The sequence below is a fragment of the Streptomyces sp. HSW2009 genome (assembly GCF_040240285.1).
GTDB lineage: Bacteria > Actinomycetota > Actinomycetes > Streptomycetales > Streptomycetaceae > Streptomyces.
Genome location: NZ_JBEHZD010000096.1, coordinates 1 through 18,622 on the forward strand (window position 1 = coordinate 1; position 18,622 = coordinate 18,622).

Consider the following 18,622-nt stretch of genomic DNA (forward strand, 5'->3'; position numbering starts at 1 on the left):
GCGGCGGGGGGGCGGCTGGTGCTGGGGGGGGGGGGGGGTGGTGGGGGGGTGGGGGGGGGGGGGGGGGGGGGGGGGGCCAGCCCCGCCCCCCCCCCCCCCCCCCCCCCCCCCCCTCGCGTCCGACCGCAGCACAGCCCCGCGTCCGGTCACCGGACGGCCGCGCCGCGGCGGCGCGCCGGCAGCGGGGCCATCCAGGCCGCTAGTCGTGCTCCGGATAGCCCAGCAGCCGCAGCGCATTGGCGACGACCAGCAGCGTGGACCCCTCGTGGACCAGCACCGCCGGCCCGATGCCGAGCCCGAGCACGGTGGCCGGCACCAGCACCGCGACGATGCCCAGGCTCAGCAACAGGTTCTGCTTGATCACCCTGCTGGTACGCCGGCTCAACCCGGTGACCAGCGGCAACTTGTCGAGACCCGGGGACATCAGGGCGATGTCGGCGCTCTCCAGGGCCACCGCCGAACCGGCCGCGCCCATCGCGATGCCCACCGTCGCACTCGCCAGCGCCGGTGCGTCGTTCACGCCGTCGCCGACCACGGCCGTACGGTGCCCGGCGGCGTGCAGCCGCTCGACGGCGGCCACCTTGTCGGCGGGCAGCAGCGACCCCCACGCCTGGTCCAGGCCCACCGCGTCGGCCACCGCGTCGGCGGCCCGCTGGTTGTCGCCCGAGACCATGACGGCCCGCCGCACGCCCAGTGCCCGCAGCCGGGCCACCACCGCCGCCGCCTCCGGGCGCGGGGTGTCGAGCACGCCGAGCACGCCGAGGTAGCGCTCGCCCAGCCGGACGACCATCGTGGTGCGCCCGGCCCGCTCCCACTGTTCTGCCAGCTCCCGCAGCGCGGTGGGCAGCGGCGCGCCACCGGCCGTCAACTCGCCTTGTTGTGCCGGGTGTTCCGGGTCGGGGAAGAAGGCCGTACTGCCGATCGCCGCGCTCACACCACCGACACCGGCCCGCACGCCGCGGCCGACCGTGGTGTGCAGGTCGTCCGCGACCGGCACGGCGGCCCCGCCCAGCCGGGCGGTCAGGTCGCGCACCACCGCCTGGGCCAGCGGATGGTCGCTGAGCCGCTCCACGGCCAGCGCCGTACCGAGCAGTTCGTCCTCGGTCACGCCCGGGGCCGGGGCCACGTCCGTCAGGCGCGGCCGGCCGTCGGTGAGCGTGCCCGTCTTGTCGAACGCCACCGCCGTCACCCGGCCCACCCGCTCCAACGGGCCACCGCCCTTGATCAGCACCCCGCTGCGGGCCGCCCGCGCCACCGCGCTCAGCACGGCGGCGGGCGTGGCGATGGCCAGGGCGCAGGGGCTGGCCGCGACGAGGACGGCCATCGCCCGGTACAGCGAGGCGGAAAAGGGTTCGTCCACCACCAGGAAGGCGCCGAGCAGCAGGCCGACGGTGCCGATGACGGCGGGTACGAAGATGCGCTGGAGGCGGGCCGTGAACGCCTGGGCCGGCGACTGGCGGGTCTCCGCGTCCCGCACCATGGCCACCACCCGGGCCAGCGTGTTGTCGGCGGCCCGGCTGGTGACGGTCACCTCCAGGGCGCCCGAGCCGTTGACGGTGCCGGCGAAGACCCGGCTCTCGGGCGGCACGGCCCCCGGGGCCCGCAGCGCGCCCGCCGGGTCGGCCACCGGCACCTTGTCGGCCGGCAGGCTCTCGCCGGTGACCGCCGCCTGGTCGACGGCGCCGGACCCGCCGCGTACGAACCCGTCGGCCGCCACCCGGGTGTGTGGCCTGACCACCACCGTGTCGCCGGGCGCCAGTTGCTCCACCGGCACCTCGGTGGTGTGCGCGCCCACGCGGAGCAGCGCGGTCCGCGGCGTGAGGTCGGCCAGCGCCTCGATGGAGCGTCTGGCCCGCCCCATCGCGTACTCCTCCAGCGCGTGCCCGAGGCTGAACAGGAACAGCAGCACCGCGCCCTCGGCCCACTTGCCGATCGCCGCCGCGCCCACGGCCGCGGCCAGCATGAGGAAGTCGACCTCGAACCGCCCGGCCCGGATGGTGACGATGGCCTCGCGCACCGTGAAGAACCCGCCGAAGGCGTAGGCGGCGAGGTAGCACAGGAGCGGGGTGATGCCGGGTGCGCTGGTCGCGTGGTCGAGCAGCAGCCCGGCCGCGTAGCCGACCCCGGCCAGCAGCGCGAAGACCAGCTCCGCCCGCTCGCCGAACGGCCCGTGGTCGTGGCCGTGGCTGTGACCTTGGCTGTGGTCGTGCCCGTGCCCGTGCCCGTGGCTGTGCCCGTCGTCGTGTCCGGCCGGGTGGCGGTGGTCGTGGGCGGGCGGCTGGTCGTGCTCGCCGGGCGGGGCCCCGGCGGGGGCGGCGCCGGCTTCCGGGGCGCCGGCCGGCGCCGGCAGCAGCGTCGGTACGGGTACGGGTACGGGGTGGGGCACGGGGCGGTGGGCGGGTGCCGGGTGTTGGTCTTCGCCGTGGGCGCGTCCGGTGCGGGCGCCGACGGCGAGGGCTTCCCTGCGCACTTGGTCGGCGCCGCAGGCCGCCGTGTCGAAGTGCACGCAGACGGCGCCGACGGCGCCCGTACCGTCCGGCGTCCGGTGCACGGAGCCGATGGCCTTGCGCCGCCCGAGTGAGATGACGACGCGTTCGACGCACGGCTCACAGCGTGCGTGCGGCCCGGGGAGTACATCGGTGATGTCGAGGCGCAGCGCGTCGGCGCCGGCGCAATCTTCCCGCGAGATCATGAGCTCAAAATATCATGACCTCGTGATGTGTTGGAGGGAATCCAGCCAGCTCCAGCCCCGGGCCAGTCACATGATTACCGGTACCATTTGCGTTATGGGACCAGGGAACGCGGGCGAATTGATCTCTCGGGAGCGGGCGTTTGCCGTGGCCGAGGTCATGCAGGCACTCGCCTCGCCCGCACGCGTACAGATCCTGGACCGGCTGTTGCGTTCGCCCTGCCCGGTCGGTGAGCTCGCCGCCGAGGTGGGCATGGAGCAGAACACGGTCTCCAACCACCTGCGGATGCTGCGTCACCTCGGCCTGGTGGCCGGGCACCGGGACGGCCGCCGAGTGCTCTACTCGCTCCACGACGACCATGTGGCCACCCTCATCGAACAGGCACTCAGCCACGTCGACCACCACCGCCCGAGCGGCGCCGGCGGTGCCGTCACCCGCCGCGCCGGCTAACGGCCCCGGCCCTTCTCCTCCCCGCCCCACCGTCTCGCCGCCGCTGGGCTTTCTCCACGCCGCCGGCCCTGTGCTTCTCTCCGTCTCCTGCCGGCCCGGGGTCCCTCCGCCCGCCGGTCTTGCGACTTCCCCGCCCCCGCTGGCCCGGTGCTCCCCGCCTTCCCACCGGCCCGGCGCGTTCTTGCCCGGAGCGCGCCCCCGCCTCCGTGGGCCCCGCCGCGTGCGCCCCTGCGCCCTGCCTGCCGCGGGTGACCGCGGTCGTGTCGTACGCAACGGCCGGCGCCGCCGGCGCACTCGGCGCCCGGCGCAGCAACTGGCGCAGTAACCGGCGCGGTGACCAGCTCCGTCACGGTCGTGCCGGCCCGACCGGCAGTGCCCTTACCGAGCGAGCCCGAAATCGGCGTGAAATCCGCACGGTTGGGCGGCGTCGGGACAGTAGTGGTCCGGCGAAACGCGGGCAGTCCTGTGGGGGAGGGGTCCCGTTCGGGGCCCGGACGGCCTTCGCGGTGCGCACCTGAGCGCACCCGGCGGAGGATGGCACCGCACCCGCGCCGACTCCGGCGCACCCGCACCCGATCGGCCCCGGCGGCCGGCCCGTGCGGCGCCGGAGCGCCGGCGGGTGACGCACCGCGTACGGCGTACTTCGGTGGCTCGACCCGTGACATTCCTCCGTCGAGAGCGAGCGGTATGGGCAAGCGCAGGAGAAGGGGTAGCGGCGGGCCGGGTCGGGCGCGCCGTGGGGTGGCGTCCTCGGCCCCGGTGGCGGGCGGTTCGCTGCTGCGGGCCGGTCGGGCAGCAACGGTCTGCCGGGGTGCCCGGGCCCCGCCGGCCCCGGGCGCCCCGTGGGCACCGCTCGTACCGCCGCGGCCCACGGGTCGAGAGCGCACCGCACGAACCCCCGTCGTCAGCACCGACCAACTCCAACCCGGGTGAGGTCACCATGGCTCTACGGCACGTACGTCAGCACCGTTCGGCGCGCTGGGCGCGCCCCGTACCCGCCGGTGGTGGGGGCGAGGACCGCGGCGGGCGCCGCGCGCGGCTCCTGCGCCGGACGCGCACCGCGCCGGCCGCGCGGCGGTTGCGCCCGGTGCGGCGGCTCGGGCTCGCCGTCGCCGGTGCGCTGACCGCGACCTGTGCGCTGGTCGCGGCGCCCGGTGTCGCATCAGCGGCCCCGGACGGGCCGGCCGCGCCGACGGCCGGCGACCGCGAGGCGCGGTACGGCCGCTACGTCGCGCTCGGCGACTCCTACGTCTCCGGGCCGCTGATCCCGCTGATGCGCCTGGACCCGGCCGGCTGCTTCCGGTCCACCGCCAACTACCCGGCCCTGCTCGCCCGGGCCCTCCGCATCCCCTCCTACACCGACATGAGCTGCGGTGGCGCCGACACCACGCACATGACCCGGCCGCAGTCCGTACCGCTGGGCAGCAACCGGCCGCAACTCGATCCGCTGACCCGGCAGACCGACCTGGTCACCCTCAGCATCGGCGGCAACGACTTCGGCATCTTCGGCGAGTTGACCGAGGTCTGCCCGGGGCTGCGCCCCGGCGACCCCACCGGCAACCCGTGCCAGCGGCGGTACACGGTGGACGGCGTGGACACCCTGATCGACCACGCGCAGCAGGTCTCCGCGCGGGTCTCGACGATCCTGCGCACCATCCACGAACGCGCCCCGCGGGCGCACGTCGTGCTCGTCGGCTACCCCCGCATCGCCCCGCCGCAGGGCTCCTGCCCCGATGTGCTGCCGTTCGCCGACGGGGACCTGCGCTGGCTCGACGCCGTCGAACGGGCCCTCAACACCTCGATGGCCGAGGCGGCCGAACGGGACGGCGACACCCAGTACGTCGACACCTATGGCGTCTCGCTCGGCCACGACGCCTGCGCGCCCGGCAGCCGGGCCTGGATTCAGGGCAAGGACCTCGACCCGCTCGCCGCGGCCCACTACCACCCGCGCCGTAGCGCCATGGAGGGCGTGGCCGGGCAGGTGTTCAAGGCGCTGACGGCGGTCGCGCGGAGCGGGGCGCAGTGAGGTCGCGCGGGGTGGAGTGAGGCGGTACGAGGGGAGGCGCCGGGCCGCGGGCCCGGCGCCTTCGTCCTGCGCGGCCCCGGGCGGACCTGGGTGGGTCTCGGCGGGTCTTGCCGGGCCTTGGCGGTTCTCGGCAGTGGGGCATTCACCGTCCCGCACCGCATGCGAGGCCGCTCCGCGCCACCCCCTGCCGTAACGCAATGATCATCGGCAGGATATTCTGCAAGGAATCGCCACCCCATGAATAAGGGGAGTGCGGACAGGGAAGCGGCGACATTTCCGTGGTAAACGGGAGTTCGGCCGCGAATGCCACTGCCGTCCCGGTGGTGAGGTTCTTCCACTTCCTGTCCGACACTGTTCTTGCCCGCCGTGTGACCGGCGTGGACGGGACGCGAGACGACCCATCCGCGGGTGGACCGTGCCTCGTCAGGGGCGAGGCGCGGCCTGCCGCGTCCCGTCTTCGTCATCCCTTGGCAGCATATGAATAACCGTACGGACACTGCGACTTTCGCAGCCGTCGGAATACTTCACAGCGCCAGCGAAATGCTTGCCCAAGGCCGCTTCTCGGCTCTCCGAAGAGCGGGCATTCTACCGACGCGCGAAAGAACCATGCATAGCCGGGCAGCAAACGATTGCCGACCGGGACCGATGACGCTGCTGAATTCCCCCTGAACGGAGACCAGAATGCCTACGCTCTCGACGTCCACCGTAACGGCGGCCACCGACTCCTACATCACCGCCATCGCGGACACGCAGCAGCAGATCGAGGCCGCGCAGCGGCTGCGCTACCAGGTCTTCGGCGAGGAGCAGGGGGCCAAGCTGCCCTCCACCACGGACGGGCTCGACGTGGACGAGTTCGACGACGTCATGGACCACCTGATCGTCAGCGACAAGCACACCGGCGAGGTCGTCGGCACCTACCGGCTGCTTCCTCCCGGGCGTGGCGAACGGCTCTTCTCGGAAGGCGAGTTCGACCTGCGCGGGCTGCCGCTCGACGTGCGCTCCTCCATGGTGGAGGCCGGGCGCGCCTGCGTGCACCCCGACCACCGCTCCGGCGCGGTGATCAACCTCATGTGGGCCGGCCTGGCCCGCTACGTCCTGCTCTCCGGGCACCGCTACCTCGCCGGCTGCGCCTCCGTCTCGCTGGCCGACGGCGGGCAGGCGGCCAGCAACGCCTGGCTGCTGGGCACCACCCGGCACGCCGCCCCGCCGGAGCTGCGGGTGCAGCCGCGCGACCCGTGGACGCCGCCCCAGCCGCTGGACGCCAAGCCCACCTACTCCGACCTGCCCCCGCTGCTCCGCGGCTACCTGCGGGTCGGCGCCTGGATGTGCGGCGCCCCGCACCACGAGCGCGACTTCGACGACGCCGACTTCTTCGTCGTCCTCGACACCGAGCAGATGAACGACCGCTACCGGCGCTACTTCCTCGGCGACGCGCAGTGAACGCCTGGGCCCCCGCGTCGCCGTGCGACCAGCGCTGCGTGGCGCACGCCGTCGACAAGGTGGCGAAGGCGCGTGCCGCGCGCCGGTCGATGGCCTTCGTCCGCCAGGTGCTGCGCGCGATGGCGGCCGGCGAGGCGCTGGCCGACCCGGCCGTGGTGCGCGGGCACGCGCAGGGCCTGCTGGCGGCGCTCGGCGTCCGCGTCGAACACGCCGGCGGGCCGCTGAGCGTTGCGGGCACCGAGCCCGCCGTGCCAGCAACGCCCCCGCCCGGGCTGCTCTCCGGGGCGCCGGACACCGCCCCGGTCGGGGTCGGCACGCTGGTGGTGGCCAACCACGTCTCCTGGCTCGACGTGATCGCCCTGCTCGCCGTCGAGCCGGTGACGATGCTGGCCAAGCGTGAGGTGGGGGAGTGGCCGGTAGTCGGGCAACTCGTCCAGCGCGCCGGAACCCGCTTCATCGACCGCGACAGCATGCGCGGCCTGCCCCGTACCGTCGACGAGATCGCCGAACTGCTGCGCAGCGGACGTTCGGTGATGGTCTTCCCGCAGGGCGCCACCTGGTGCGCAGGCACCACGGGCGAGTTCCGGCGGGCGACCTTCCAGGCGGCGATCGACGCGGGGGCCCCGGTCCGCCCGGTGACCCTGGGCTACTTCCAGCACCACGCCCTGAGCACGGTGGCGGCCTTCGTCGGCGACGACGACTTCGGCAGTTCGCTGCGCCGGATCATGAGCGCGGACGGGCTGACCGTACGCGTCCAGGTGCAGCAGGCGATCCTGCCGACCGTCGGTGACCGGCGGGAACTCGCCGCCCGGGCGCGCGATGCGGTGCGCGACGCCGACCCGGCCGTCGACCCGGCCGGCGGCGCCGGGGCGCGGGTGGACGCGGACGCCGCGGGGGTACGGGGCGCCGCCTGCGGGCGCAGCCTCCAGGTCCCCGCCGACGCGATCTGCGGCACCGACTTCCTGTGCGACGCGGACCTGGCCGGCGGGCCCGGTACGCGGCCGGCGACCCGGCACCGGCGGGCCACCCCGGTCGCCGAGCGCCGCGCCTCCACGGCACGCGGTGGCGGGGCGCGCAGCCGCTGACGCCGCAACCGTCGCGTGGTGGGCCGTATCCGTATGTCCGGGGGGAGTAGCGGGGGCAGGCCCCTCGGCTCATCCCAAGCCCAAGCCCAAGTCAGGCGTGGGCGGCGGCCCGAAACGTGCGGCGGTAGGTCTGCGGGGACACCCCGATCGCGGCGTGCAGGTGGTGCCGGAGCGAGGTGGCGGTCGCGAAGCCCACCCGGCCGGCGATCTGTTCCACCGACAGATCGCTGTTCTCCAGCAGGCCGCGGGCCCGGTTGACCCGCTGCTGGATCAGCCACCGACCCGGACTCATCCCCACCTCGTCCTGGAACCTCCGGGCGAAGGTGCGCAGGCTCATCCGGGCGTGCGCGGCCAGGTCGGCGAGGACCAGTGGTTCCGCCAGCCGACCGAGCGCCCACTCGCGGGTCGCCGCCGTGCAGGCCGCGGACGGCTCGGGCACCGGCATTTCGACGTACTGCGCCTGGCCCCCCTCGCGCCACGGCGGCACCACGCACAGCCGGGCCACCCCGCTGGCGACCGTGCTGCCGTGGTCCTTGCGCACCAGGTGCAGACAGGCGTCGACGCCGGAGGCGGCACCGGCCGAGGTGAGGATGTCGCCGTCGTCGATGAACAGCACGCTCGCATCCAACGCCACCTGCGGATACGTGGCCCGGAAGCGGGCGGCGAGCCCCCAGTGCGTGGTGGCCGGCCGGCCGTCGAGCAGCCCGGCCTCGGCGAGGGCGAAGGCCGCGGTACAGATGGAGACGGTGCGCGCGCCGGCCGGGATCAGCGCGAGGGCCCGCGCCGCCGGCGCCGACAGCGGCTCGGCCGACATGGCCGCCTCGTACGGCGGGATCACCACCGTGTCGGCGGTGGCCAGCGCCTCCACGCCGTGCGTCGCGGTCAGCACGAAGTCCGCAGATGTGCGGACGGAACGCTCGCCAGGGCCGTCACCGACCGCGCAGGTGACCACCTCGTACCGGTCACCGGCGGAGCCGAAGACGCGCTGCGGGATGCCGAGTTCGAACGGGTAGACGCCGTCCAGCGCCAACACGACCACACGATGCATGGCATGATCCTATCGGTGAATGACCTTCGTGCCACTGCCTGCCGGGGGCGGCGAAGGCGCAGGCTGGGGCCATGAACGACACCATCACCATGCGGGCCGTCAGCCAGGACGCCATCGGCGGTCCCGAGGTACTCAAGGAGGTCCGGCTGCCGCGCCCGAAGCCGGGACTCGGCGAGGTCCTGGTGCGCGTGCGCGCCGCCGGCCTCAACCCCACCGACTGGAAGCACCGCGGCCTGCCCGGACTCTTCCTGGGCGAACCGCCGTTCGTGCTCGGCTGGGACGCCTCGGGAGTGGTCGAGGCGGTCGGCCTCGGGGTGACGCTGTTCGCGCCGGGGGACGAGGTGTTCGGCATGGTGCCGTACCCGTACGGGGTGGGCACGCACGCCGAGTACGTCACGGGCCCGGCCCGCGCGTTCGCCGCCAAGCCAGCGAGCATCGACCACGTACAGGCCGGGGCGCTGCCGCTGGCCGCCCTCACCGCCTGGCAGGCCCTGGTGGACACGGCGCGGGTGACGGCCGGGCAGCGGGTGCTGGTCCACGCGGCGGCGGGCGGCGTCGGCCACCTCGCCGTACAGATCGCCAAGGCCCGCGGGGCCGAGGTGATCGCCACCGCCAGCGCGCCCAAGCACGACTTCCTGCGGTCGCTCGGCGCCGACGAGGTACATGACTACCGGACCACCGACCTGACCGAGGCCGTCCGCGGCGTCGACGTCGTCCTCGACTCCCGCGGCAGCGAAGAGGCGCTGCCCGGGCTGCGCAGCCTGCGCCGTGGCGGCACCCTGGTCTCGCTGCGCATCGACCCGGGCAACCCGGCGCTCCTCGCGGAGGCCGACCGGCTCGGGGTGCGGGCCGCGGTCATGGTGGTGGAGGACGACCACGCGGGCATGGCGGGCATCGCCGCGCTCGCGGCGGACGGGCGGCTGCGCGCCGAGATCGCCGGCACGTTCGACCTCGCGGACGCGGCCCGGGCACACGCCCTGGGCGAGACGGGCCACACCACGGGGAAGCTGGTGTTGACGGTGGACTGAGCGGTGCCCGCGATCGGCCCCGGTCGCGTGAGGTCTGGTCAGGCGCCTGGCGCCGTGGCCCCCCGGGCGGGCGGGGGCTGCGGCGCCTCCTGCTGGGTGGCGGCGCCGGTCCAGACGTCGGCCAGGGCCACCAGGTCGTCCACGGCGGCCTGGACCCGCGCGTGGTCGCCGGTGGTGAGGTAGTCGAGTTGGAGGCCCGCGTAGGCGGAGTTGAGCAGGGTGGCCCGGCGTTCGGCGACGTCGTCGGGGACGCCGTGCACCCGGAGCGCCTCGGCGACGAACAGTGCCCGTTGCCGCAACATGCCGGGCACGTGCGTGCCCGGCAGCCGCCCGCCGGCGGCCAACCCCTCGATCTCGTGGAGCAGTCGGACCACCGGCAGGTACTCGTCGGTCAGGTGCCAGTCCCACGAGGCCCGGATCACCGAACCGAGACTGCGGCCCTCGGCCCACCCGGGAAGCGCGCTGAGCCGGTCCCGCTGGCGGTCGTCGAGCCGTACCAGGATGGCGTCGATCAGCTCGTTCTTGTCCCGGAAGTGGTGGGTGAGGACCCGGGTGCTGTGCCCGAGCGCCTGCGCCAGCGGTCGCATGGAAAGGCCGGCGAGACCGTGCTCGGCCAGGTACTCGATGATCGAGTCCAGCAGCTCGGTACGGCGCTGTGGGTCGCGCGGCCTGGCCATGCGCGGTGCTCCTCGGGGTGGGACGGTGGGGCGCGCGGGCGCGTGTGATCCGCGGGCCGGGCGCCGGCGCGCCCGGGTCAGCGTAGCCCTCGGTCCGGCGGGACGACCCCGCTGGTCACGGGCGAGTAAGGGGAGGGCGCGGCCCCGGCGTCGCCGTCCGACGGCCCCGGCGTCGGCGGGCCGCGGGCCGGGCGGGCCGCTCCCGGATCAGCGGCGAACCGCAGGTCCTTGCCGAGCGGCGTGCCGAGTCGTACGTGCTCGCGCCGCATGCCCCGCCGGCTCCAACGCGTCGCAGATGTCGACCAACACGCGGTGGTCGATGTGCGGTTGATCGCTGAGCACCTGCTGGCTGCGTACTGGCTGCGTACTGGCCGTCGGGGGTTCGGGGCCGTGCGGCCGGCGGGTGGTGAGGGTGGGCCCCGCGCGGTGCGGGGACGTCGTGCCGTGCTCGGGCGGCCTCGCGCGGCGGCCGGGGACACCCCTGCGGGTGCAGGGACCGCGCGCTCTCCTCCGTGCCGTGCCGTGCCGTGGTGGGAGGCCCGCGTCATCGGAGCAGCCCCCGCCGGCGGGTGGACCGGTCTGCCGGGCACCGATGGCGTACCGGTTGGACGGAGGGGCCGACGTGACCTGTTCGAACTGCGGCTCGTCAGTGAATGGAACAACCCCGCGCGCGGGGACGCTGTCCGCCGATGTGCCGACCCAAGGATGGCACCGGAACACCGCTGCCTGCGCCGGGACCCCCTCCCTGACCTGCGGTGTTACGGCTTGTGCCGCTGCCTCCTGGCCATCCCCTCAACGCGGTCTGGGCACCTCGCCGAACGCGCCGCTCCGTGTCCGCACCTCGGCGCGGAGCCCGGCCGCGACACCGGGCGAAGCCCATCCACCGTACTCGCAGCGGCCGGGCTGGTGGGCCGCTTCGCGTGCGCGGGAGGCGATCGCGCGTACGGCCGCGCATCAGACCACAACGGCCCCGCCCTGCTCCACCCCGCTCCGCCCCGCGGCGGCGCCGACGGGCATGCGCGGGGCCCCGGGCAACGCTGTTGCGCATTAAGGAAACGATCGTTACGTTAACGGCCGCCGGCCACGCCATGCCACCCGATCCCCACCCACCCCGCATCCACCTCGCCGCACCGTGTCCCATCCGCTACAGGCCCCGCCCGTCGCGAACGGGATGCGCCCCGGTCGGCCCGCGTGCGGCAGGGCCACGCGCAAGGAGTCCCGCATGCTCACCGAAGCCACCGCCGTCGTACGGGGGCGTCCGTTGCGCTATCTCGATCCGGGTGGTCCCGGTCGGCCCGTGCTCGCGCTGCACGGGCACTTCGGGCGGGCCAGGGCCTTTGCCGGGCTGGCCGTGGCGCTCGCTCCGCGGCATCGGATCATCGCCCTCGAACAGCGCGGGCACGGCCGCAGCGCCGACTCGGTGGCCGACGCCGGCGACTTCGGACGGGCCGCGTACGTCGCCGACGCGGCGGACTTCGTCGAGGTGCTGCGGCTGGGCCCCGTGCCGGTCGTCGGGCATTCGGCCGGTGGCCTCACGGCCTTCCAACTCGCCGCGTGGCAGCCTGAGTTGGTGAGTGCTCTGGTCGTGGAGGAAGGGGGCGCCGAGAACCGTAGGCCGCGGGTGGCGCGCCCGGTGCTCGACGTCGGCGACTGGCCCCGCCGGGCCCCCACGCTGGCCGGGTTGCGCCGCCTCGTGGAGGCGCGCGGCATACCCGATGCGGGGTACTTCCTGGAGAGCGCGGTCGAGCGGGCGGACGGCTGGGGCTTCCTCTTCGACCCGGACGCCATGATGGCTTCCCAGCGGGCGGCGGTCGGCGACTGGTGGGCGGACTGGCTCGGCTCCACCTGCCCCGCCCTGCTGGTCCACGGCACCGCGAGCACCGTCCTGCCGACCCCACTCGCGACCGAAATGATGGACCGGCGGCCCGGGACCGTGCTGCGGACCTTCCCCGGCTGCGGGCACTGGGTGCACGACGACGATCCGGCCGGCTTCGCACGGGCCGTCCGCGCCTTCCTCGACGCGCTGCCGGCCGCCGCCCCGACCGGCTGAACGGGCATTGTCACACCCCCGTCCTACGCTGGAAGCATGTGCCGAAGCATCAAGACACTCCGCCCCCCGGCCACGCCCGAGGTGAGCGACGACGACATCCGTGCAGCAGCGTTGCAGTACGTGCGCAAGGTCTCGGGCTTCCGGGCGCCGGCCGCGCACAACCGCGTCGCCTTCGACGAGGCGGTCGAAGCGGTGGCCGGGGCCACCCAGCGGCTGCTCGACAGCCTGGAAATACGGGGCGGCGGAGGCCGCCGCGCGGACAGCGCAGCGGGCTGAACGGCGCGCCCTTCCCCTCGCGCGGGGACGTACCGGGTGCGGCCGTGCTGTGCGGGGGAGCGCTGCGCGGGGACGTGCCGTACGGGGAGGTGCCGTGCGGGGAGGGGGGAGCGGCCGGTCACGGCTCGGCCGCTCGTCCCGGCCGCTCGTCCCGGCCCGCCGGCAGGCCACCCCGCCGACCCCCGCCGGACCCCATCGACCTCCACCAACCCCCGGCGGACCTCCATCGATCCCCGCCGGGCCCCCGCCCCGCCGCTGCCGTTACACGATCGACCGGATGCCGCGGCCGGCCCAGCGCGGAACCGGTTCGACGTGCGGCAGCAGGCGGGCCAGGGTCGACGCCGGGAGCGGGGTGGTGCGTCCGGTGTGCTGGTCGACGTGGAGGGTGAACAACTCCTCGGTCGCGACGGGTTCACCGGGCGGCACCGCGTGGTCGCCGCCCCCGACGCCGTCGCCGGCCGGGGCGTCGCCCACCCCGGCCGGGCCCTGGGCCGCGCCCGCGGTGGACGGACCGGGCGCCGCGTACATCTCGTGCGCGAAGTGGGCCTTGCCGCCCGCCGCGCCGAGCAGTCGGGTGCGGACGGTGAGCGCGCTGCCCTGCGGCACCTCGCGCAGATACCGCACGTGCGCCTCGACCGTGTACAGCGAGCAGCCCGTGCGCCGCCGGTAGTCGGCGTCCAGCCCGACGTGGTCCATCAGCGCGTCCGTCGCGTGCCCGAAGACCAGGACGTAGTACGCCTCGCTGAGATGGCCGTTGTAGTCGATCCACTCCGGCCGCACCGGCTCCCGGTGGACCGGGAGCGGGAGCACGTCGGGGGCCGTCATGCCCGGTCACCGCCCTGCTGGGGGAGTCGGCCGGTGGCCCTCAGCACATTGATGACGCCCCGGTCGCGCTCGGCCACCAGCGCCGCGTGGTCCCGGTCGCCGGCGGCGTCGGCGCAGCCGTCCACCATCGCCGTACGCAGCGCCGCATCGAGTTCGGGCGCCTCCAGCCGGGTCCACGGCGCCTTCAACGAGGGGCCGAAGTGGTCGAGCATGTGCGCCATGCCGCCCTCGCCGCCCGCGAGCGCGAAGGTCAGACACGGGCCCATGAACGCCCAGCGCAACCCCGGGCCCTCGGTGATGGAGGCGTCGATGTCCGCCACGGTCGCCTCGCCGGCCGCCACCATGTGCAGGGCCTCGCGCCACAGCGCCTCCTGGAGCCGGTTGGCGATGAAGCCGGGCAGCTCCCGCTCCATGGTGATCACGGACTTGCCCGCCGTCCGGTAGAACGCGGACGCCCACTCCACCGCCCAGGGCTCGGTCGCCTCCCCGCCGACGACCTCCACCAGCGGGATCAGATAGGGCGGGTTGAACGGGTGCCCCACCACCAGCCGCCCCGGGCGCGCCGCCGCGGTCTGCATGTCGGTCATCGGATAGCCCGAGGTGGAGGAGGCGATCACCGCATCGGCCGGGGTGGCCGCATCCAGATCGGCCAGGAGCGCGCGCTTGAGCTCCAGCTTCTCCGGCGCGCTCTCCTGGACGAACTGCGCGTCGGCCACCGCCTCTTCGAGCGTGCCGGTGACGGTCAGCCGGTCCGGGGACGCGCCGTCGGCCAGGCCGAGTTCCCGTACGGCGGGCCAGGCCGCGTCGATCAGCCGCCGCAGCCGTGCTTCGGCGTCCGGGGCCGGGTCCCAGGCGGTGACGTCGTAGCCGCGGGCCAGGAAGTGGGCGGCCCAGCCGCCGCCGATGACTCCGGCGCCGACGCAGGCGACGCGGCGGACGTGGTCGGGTGCGATGGGGGACATGGCAGGCTCCTCACCAGGGGTGGGTGGTACGGGGTGGGTGCGGTGCGGGTCAGACACGCGGGGCGAGGCCGAGCCGGGCCCTGGCCTGGGCGGGCGTGGCCACTCGGGCGCCGAGCAACTCGGTTATGTGCACGGCCCGTTCGACCAACTGGCCGTTGGTCGCCTTGACACCCTTGCTCAGGTAGAGGTTGTCCTCAAGGCCCACCCGTACGTTGCCGCCGAGCAGGATCGCCTGGGCCACCCAGGGCATCTGCATCCGGCCCAAAGCGAAGCTGGCCCACTGGGCGCCGGCGGGCAACTGGTTCACCATGGCGGCGAGCACGGCGGTGTCGGCCGGGGCGCCCCAGGGGATGCCCATGCACAGTTGGAACACCGTCGGGTCGTCGAGCAGGCCCTCGGCGTGCAGTTGCTTGGCGAACCACAGTTGCCCGGTGTCGAAGATCTCCAACTCCGGCCGTACGCCGAGTTCCTGAATGCGCTTGGCGCCGGTGCGCAGCATGTCGGGGGTGGAGACGTAGAGGTTGCTGCCGTCGCCGAAGTTCAGCGAGCCGCAGTCCAACGTGCAGATGTCGGGCAGCAGCTCCGCGACGTGCGGCAGCCGCTCCAACCCGCCGACCAGATCGGTCCCGGGCAGGTGGCGCAACGGCTGCTCCGGGTCGATGACCAGGTCACCGCCCATGCCGGCGGTCAGGTTGATGATGACGTCGGTGCCGGTCTCCTTGATGCGCTCGACCACCTCGGCGTACAGCCGGGGGTCGCGCGAGGGGGCGCCGCTCTCCGGATCGCGGACGTGCACGTGGACCACGGCGGCCCCGGCCCCGGCCGCTTCGACCGCCGATGCGGCGATCTGCCGCGGCGTGACCGGAACGTGTGGACTGCGGCCCACGGTGTCGCCCGCGCCGGTGAGCGCGCAGGTGATGATGACCTCGTCGTTCATGGGGGTCCCTTCGAGGACGGGGCGCCGTGCGGGGGCAGGGCGCCGGGGGGTGTTCGGTGTGTGCGGCAACCGGCGGGGCGTGACCGGTTGGCGTGGGTGTGGCGGGTGGGGGCAAACCGCGGGCCGCGGGTCGGCGCGTACGCGGAGTCTTTGGTACGTACGGGCCGGGTCCCGTGAGCAAGTCCGACGGGGCCAGCCACAGGGCATCCCAAGGCCAAGATCGGCCAGCAGCCAGTCAGAAACCGGCCCGAAGCACGCTGGAAGCAGGCCGGAAGCAAGTCCGCAGCAAGCCGGAAGCCCGTCAGAGGTCAGTCAGTGGTCAGTCAGTGGTCAGTTCGTCGGTGACGAAGGCCGTGAGAATGGCGTGCATGTCGTCCGGTGTGGTGCTGCCGGGGGCGGTCGCCAGGACCTGGGTGGCGAGCCCGTCGATCAGCGCGGCCAGCCGCAGTGCGGCGCTCTCCGGGTCCAGATCGGCCCGGAAGGCTCCCTGGTCACGGCCGCGGCGCAGCACGTCGGCGAGGGTGGCCCGCCACTGTCGGTAGAAGTGCCCGTGCAGTCTGCCGACGGCCGTCGACCGCGCCGCCTCCGCCCACAGGTCGAGCCAGACCAGCCACTGGCGGCGCTGCTGTGCGGTGCGCGGCGTCTGGAGTTCGATCAGCCGCAGCAACTCGGTCCGCGCATCGGTGCTGGCCAGCCCGTCGGCGGCGCGCCGCGCAGTGTCCTCGTCCATGCACCACCGCACGGCCGCTTCCAACAGCTCGTCCCGCCCGGGGAAGTGGTAGTGGATGGCCGCGGTACTGGTGCCGCAGGCCGCGGCGATGTCACCGACGCGTACGGCGTGGAAGCCGTGCTCGGCGATGAGCCGCACCGTCTCCCGCACGATCTGGAGCGGCCGACCCTCGGTCGGCGCGGCGGCGCCGGACGGCTGTCTGGGGCCGGGCGCCGCGGCCGACTCGGGCAGCGGGCCGAGCCCGGGGCCGCCCAGCAGCCAGCCGCAGTCGACCCCGCCCGCGTCCGCGATGCGTACGACCTCCGCGATGGTGAAGCGGCGGGTGCCGCCGAGCGAGCGGGAGAGCTTCGACGGGTCCATGACGATCCGCCGTGCGAACTCCCGCCGGCTGCACCCGAGGCTGTCGATCACCTCGGTGACCCGCGTCCGCACGGTGTGCCCGTCCGGTTCGCCGCCACCCACCGGCATGGCCTGCGCGGTGCGGTCACCCTGCTGCACTGGCTGTTCCTCCATGGCTGGGGACCGTAGCAGCGTGTTGAGATCACCACAACATTGACTCCTCGGAGCCTGCCGCAATTCCCAGGAAGCACGGCGTACTAAGCCGCTGTCATGTGCTGATTCGCTAGTCAGGATGGTGAGAGGTGCGGGGGGAGCGCAGGGCGCATCCGCCCGCCACCTCGGACGCGGCCCGGCAGGTGCCCCGGGGCGAGTGGGCCGAGGGCGGGACCGGGCGCCGGCGTGCGCCCGGGAGCGGCCCGTGCCCCCGGCCGTGGCGGAGCGTCGCCCGGCCCGGGTGGCGCGCCCGTCCGTGGCGGGGCGGCGAGGGAGCCCGTGGCGGGCGGAGGGGGAGCGCCGTTGGGGTCCTTCGGGGCGCGGGCGCGGGTGCGTACTCCCCAGCGGTGCGCGGTGTGGGTTACCTTGCGAGGGAAAGCGCTTTCTTCGGCTGGCTGCCGGGCGCGGGCGCCCGGGACGCACCACGCCCGTGCTGCATCCGTGCCGCACCCGTACCCGAGGCCGTGCCGCACCCGCCGCGGAGCCCGGCCGAGCGGCGGCGGGCAGTGGTGCGCAAGGCGGGCGCGGGCCGTCGGAGGTGCACCGGTCCGCCCGGTGGCGGCGCGTGAGGACGGAAGGAGGACCGATGACCGCTGAGCGGCCCGGGCCGACGAACACCGCAGGGCGCCGTACGGTGCGGATCGCCCTGAACGGGGTGACCGGACGGATGGGCTACCGGCAGCACCTGGTGCGTTCGCTGCTCGCCATCCGTGCGCAGGGCGGGTTGGAGGTGGGCGACGGGACGGTGCTGTGGCCCGAACCGATCCTCGTCGGACGGCGCGCGGACGCCCTGCGGGCCATCGCCGAACGGCACGGCCTGCGCCACTGGTCAACCGACGTCGACCGGGTACTGGCCGACCCGACCGTGGACATCTACTTCGACGCCCAACTCACCGCGGCCCGCGAGGAGTCCGTGCGCCGGGCCATCGCCGCCGGCAAGCACGTCTACTGCGAGAAGCCCACCGCCTGCGACCTCGCCGGCGCGCTCGCGCTGGCCCGGCTGGCCGCCGGTGCGGGCGTCAAGCACGGCGTGGTGCAGGACAAGCTGTTCCTGCCCGGCCTCCGCAAGCTGCGCCGGCTGCTGGACGGCGGGTTCTTCGGCCGGGTGCTCTCGGTGCGCGGTGAGTTCGGCTACTGGGTCTTCGAGGGCGACTGGCAGTCGGCGCAGCGCCCGTCGTGGAACTACCGGGCCGAGGACGGCGGTGGCATCGTCCGCGACATGTTCCCGCACTGGGAGTACGTCCTGCGCGAGCTCTTCGGCCAGATCCGCACCGTACAGGCGCAGACCGCCACCCACCTCCCGCAGCGCCACGACGAACAGGGCCGGCCCTACCGTGCGACGGCGGACGACGCCGCGTACGGGACCTTTCAGCTCGCGGGCGGCGTCGTGGCCCAGCTCAACTCCTCGTGGGCGGTGCGCGTGGACCGTGCGGAGCTGGTGGAGTTCCAGGTCGACGGGGTCGAGGGGTCGGCCGTCGCCGGGCTGCGCGGCTGCCGTGTCCAGCACCGGTCGATGACCCCGAAGCCGGTGTGGAATCCGGACCTGCCGGCCGGTCACGCCTTCCGCGAGCAGTGGCAGGAGGTGCCGGACAACGAGGAGTTCGACAACGGCTTCAAGGCACAGTGGGAACTGTTCCTGCGCCATGTGGTGCTCGACGAGCCCTGGCGGTTCGACCTGCTGGCGGGCGCCCGCGGGGTGCAGCTCGCGGAACTCGGGCTGCGCTCGTCGACAGAGGGCCGCCGGCTGCCGGTCCCGGAGCTGACGCTGTGACCGGCGTGCCGGCCCGTGGGGCCGGTCGGGGCCGTGGGGCCGGTGGGCGATGCGGTGGGGCCCGCGCCCCCCACC

16 protein-coding genes are annotated in these 18,622 nt (G+C 74.5%); 8 read left to right on the forward strand and 8 right to left on the reverse strand.

Going from position 1 to position 18,622, the window contains the following annotated elements; all coding sequences use genetic code 11:
- Nucleotides 1-199 precede the first annotated feature (199 nt).
- Entirely contained in the window at nucleotides 200-2,692 is a 2,493-nt protein-coding gene (locus tag AAHZ94_RS10535) for a heavy metal translocating P-type ATPase (protein WP_349992441.1), read from the reverse strand.
- Nucleotides 2,693-2,786: 94 nt separating this feature from the next.
- On the opposite strand from AAHZ94_RS10535, the gene AAHZ94_RS10540 reads away from it, so the two are divergent.
- The 4 genes from AAHZ94_RS10540 to AAHZ94_RS10555 all read left to right on the forward strand — a co-directional run bounded on the left by AAHZ94_RS10540 (nucleotide 2,787) and on the right by AAHZ94_RS10555 (nucleotide 7,691).
- Nucleotides 2,787-3,140: an ArsR/SmtB family transcription factor gene (locus AAHZ94_RS10540; protein ID WP_349992443.1), complete on the forward strand. Its 354-nt coding sequence runs from the start codon at nucleotides 2,787-2,789 to the stop codon at nucleotides 3,138-3,140.
- Nucleotides 3,141-4,080: 940 nt separating this feature from the next.
- The gene (locus tag AAHZ94_RS10545; protein WP_349992444.1) at nucleotides 4,081-5,166 is read left to right on the forward strand and encodes an SGNH/GDSL hydrolase family protein; all 1,086 of its coding nucleotides are present in this window, start codon (nucleotides 4,081-4,083) and stop codon (nucleotides 5,164-5,166) included.
- 681 nt (nucleotides 5,167-5,847) lie between these two features.
- Nucleotides 5,848-6,606 carry a GNAT family N-acetyltransferase gene (locus AAHZ94_RS10550; RefSeq protein ID WP_349992446.1) on the forward strand — a complete coding sequence of 253 codons (759 nt, stop codon included), beginning with the start codon at nucleotides 5,848-5,850 and terminating at the stop codon, nucleotides 6,604-6,606.
- A 38-nt stretch (nucleotides 6,607-6,644) separates the two neighbouring features.
- A complete protein-coding gene (locus AAHZ94_RS10555) occupies nucleotides 6,645-7,691 on the forward strand; it encodes a lysophospholipid acyltransferase family protein (RefSeq protein ID WP_349992448.1) in 1,047 nt (348 codons plus the stop codon).
- 91 nt (nucleotides 7,692-7,782) lie between these two features.
- Here the strand turns inward: AAHZ94_RS10555 and AAHZ94_RS10560 are convergent, their stop codons facing one another.
- Complete coding sequence (locus tag AAHZ94_RS10560; RefSeq protein ID WP_349992450.1) at nucleotides 7,783-8,739, reverse strand: GlxA family transcriptional regulator; 957 nt, start codon at nucleotides 8,737-8,739, stop codon at nucleotides 7,783-7,785.
- Between the two features lie 71 nt (nucleotides 8,740-8,810).
- Here AAHZ94_RS10560 and AAHZ94_RS10565 point away from each other — a divergent pair, with 71 nt between their 5' ends.
- Nucleotides 8,811-9,767, forward strand: a complete 957-nt coding sequence (locus AAHZ94_RS10565) for an NADP-dependent oxidoreductase (protein WP_349992452.1) — start codon at nucleotides 8,811-8,813, stop codon at nucleotides 9,765-9,767.
- A 38-nt stretch (nucleotides 9,768-9,805) separates the two neighbouring features.
- On the opposite strand, the gene AAHZ94_RS10570 is transcribed toward AAHZ94_RS10565, so the two are convergent.
- Together AAHZ94_RS10570 and AAHZ94_RS10575 are read right to left on the reverse strand one after the other, a co-directional pair.
- Nucleotides 9,806-10,444, reverse strand: a complete 639-nt coding sequence (locus AAHZ94_RS10570) for a TetR/AcrR family transcriptional regulator (RefSeq protein WP_349992453.1) — start codon at nucleotides 10,442-10,444, stop codon at nucleotides 9,806-9,808.
- Nucleotides 10,445-10,521: 77 nt separating this feature from the next.
- Nucleotides 10,522-10,713, reverse strand: coding sequence for a hypothetical protein (locus AAHZ94_RS10575; RefSeq protein ID WP_349992455.1), 192 nt, complete (start codon nucleotides 10,711-10,713; stop codon nucleotides 10,522-10,524).
- 953 nt (nucleotides 10,714-11,666) lie between these two features.
- Between AAHZ94_RS10575 and AAHZ94_RS10580 the strand changes: the two genes are divergently transcribed.
- The gene (locus AAHZ94_RS10580; RefSeq protein WP_349992457.1) at nucleotides 11,667-12,494 is read left to right on the forward strand and encodes an alpha/beta fold hydrolase; all 828 of its coding nucleotides are present in this window, start codon (nucleotides 11,667-11,669) and stop codon (nucleotides 12,492-12,494) included.
- A 36-nt stretch (nucleotides 12,495-12,530) separates the two neighbouring features.
- Complete coding sequence (locus AAHZ94_RS10585) at nucleotides 12,531-12,770, forward strand: DUF2277 domain-containing protein (protein WP_349992458.1); 240 nt, start codon at nucleotides 12,531-12,533, stop codon at nucleotides 12,768-12,770.
- 261 nt (nucleotides 12,771-13,031) lie between these two features.
- Here AAHZ94_RS10585 and AAHZ94_RS10590 read toward each other — a convergent pair whose 3' ends face one another.
- The 4 genes from AAHZ94_RS10590 to AAHZ94_RS10605 all read right to left on the reverse strand — a co-directional run bounded on the left by AAHZ94_RS10590 (nucleotide 13,032) and on the right by AAHZ94_RS10605 (nucleotide 16,692).
- Nucleotides 13,032-13,595 carry a thioesterase family protein gene (locus AAHZ94_RS10590; RefSeq protein ID WP_349992459.1) on the reverse strand — a complete coding sequence of 188 codons (564 nt, stop codon included), beginning with the start codon at nucleotides 13,593-13,595 and terminating at the stop codon, nucleotides 13,032-13,034.
- Entirely contained in the window at nucleotides 13,592-14,557 is a 966-nt protein-coding gene (locus AAHZ94_RS10595) for a 3-hydroxyacyl-CoA dehydrogenase NAD-binding domain-containing protein (RefSeq protein WP_349992460.1), read from the reverse strand. The genes AAHZ94_RS10590 and AAHZ94_RS10595 overlap by 4 nt, the downstream gene beginning before the upstream one ends.
- 49 nt (nucleotides 14,558-14,606) lie before the next feature.
- Nucleotides 14,607-15,494, reverse strand: coding sequence for a beta-keto acid cleavage family enzyme (locus AAHZ94_RS10600; RefSeq protein WP_349992461.1), 888 nt, complete (start codon nucleotides 15,492-15,494; stop codon nucleotides 14,607-14,609).
- Nucleotides 15,495-15,813: 319 nt separating this feature from the next.
- Nucleotides 15,814-16,692 (reverse strand): TetR/AcrR family transcriptional regulator, encoded by an 879-nt coding sequence (locus AAHZ94_RS10605; protein WP_349992465.1) that lies wholly within the window; start codon nucleotides 16,690-16,692, stop codon nucleotides 15,814-15,816.
- A gap of 670 nt (nucleotides 16,693-17,362) precedes the next feature.
- On the opposite strand from AAHZ94_RS10605, the gene AAHZ94_RS10610 reads away from it, so the two are divergent.
- Complete coding sequence (locus tag AAHZ94_RS10610; RefSeq protein ID WP_349992463.1) at nucleotides 17,363-18,547, forward strand: Gfo/Idh/MocA family protein; 1,185 nt, start codon at nucleotides 17,363-17,365, stop codon at nucleotides 18,545-18,547.
- Nucleotides 18,548-18,622 lie beyond the last annotated feature (75 nt).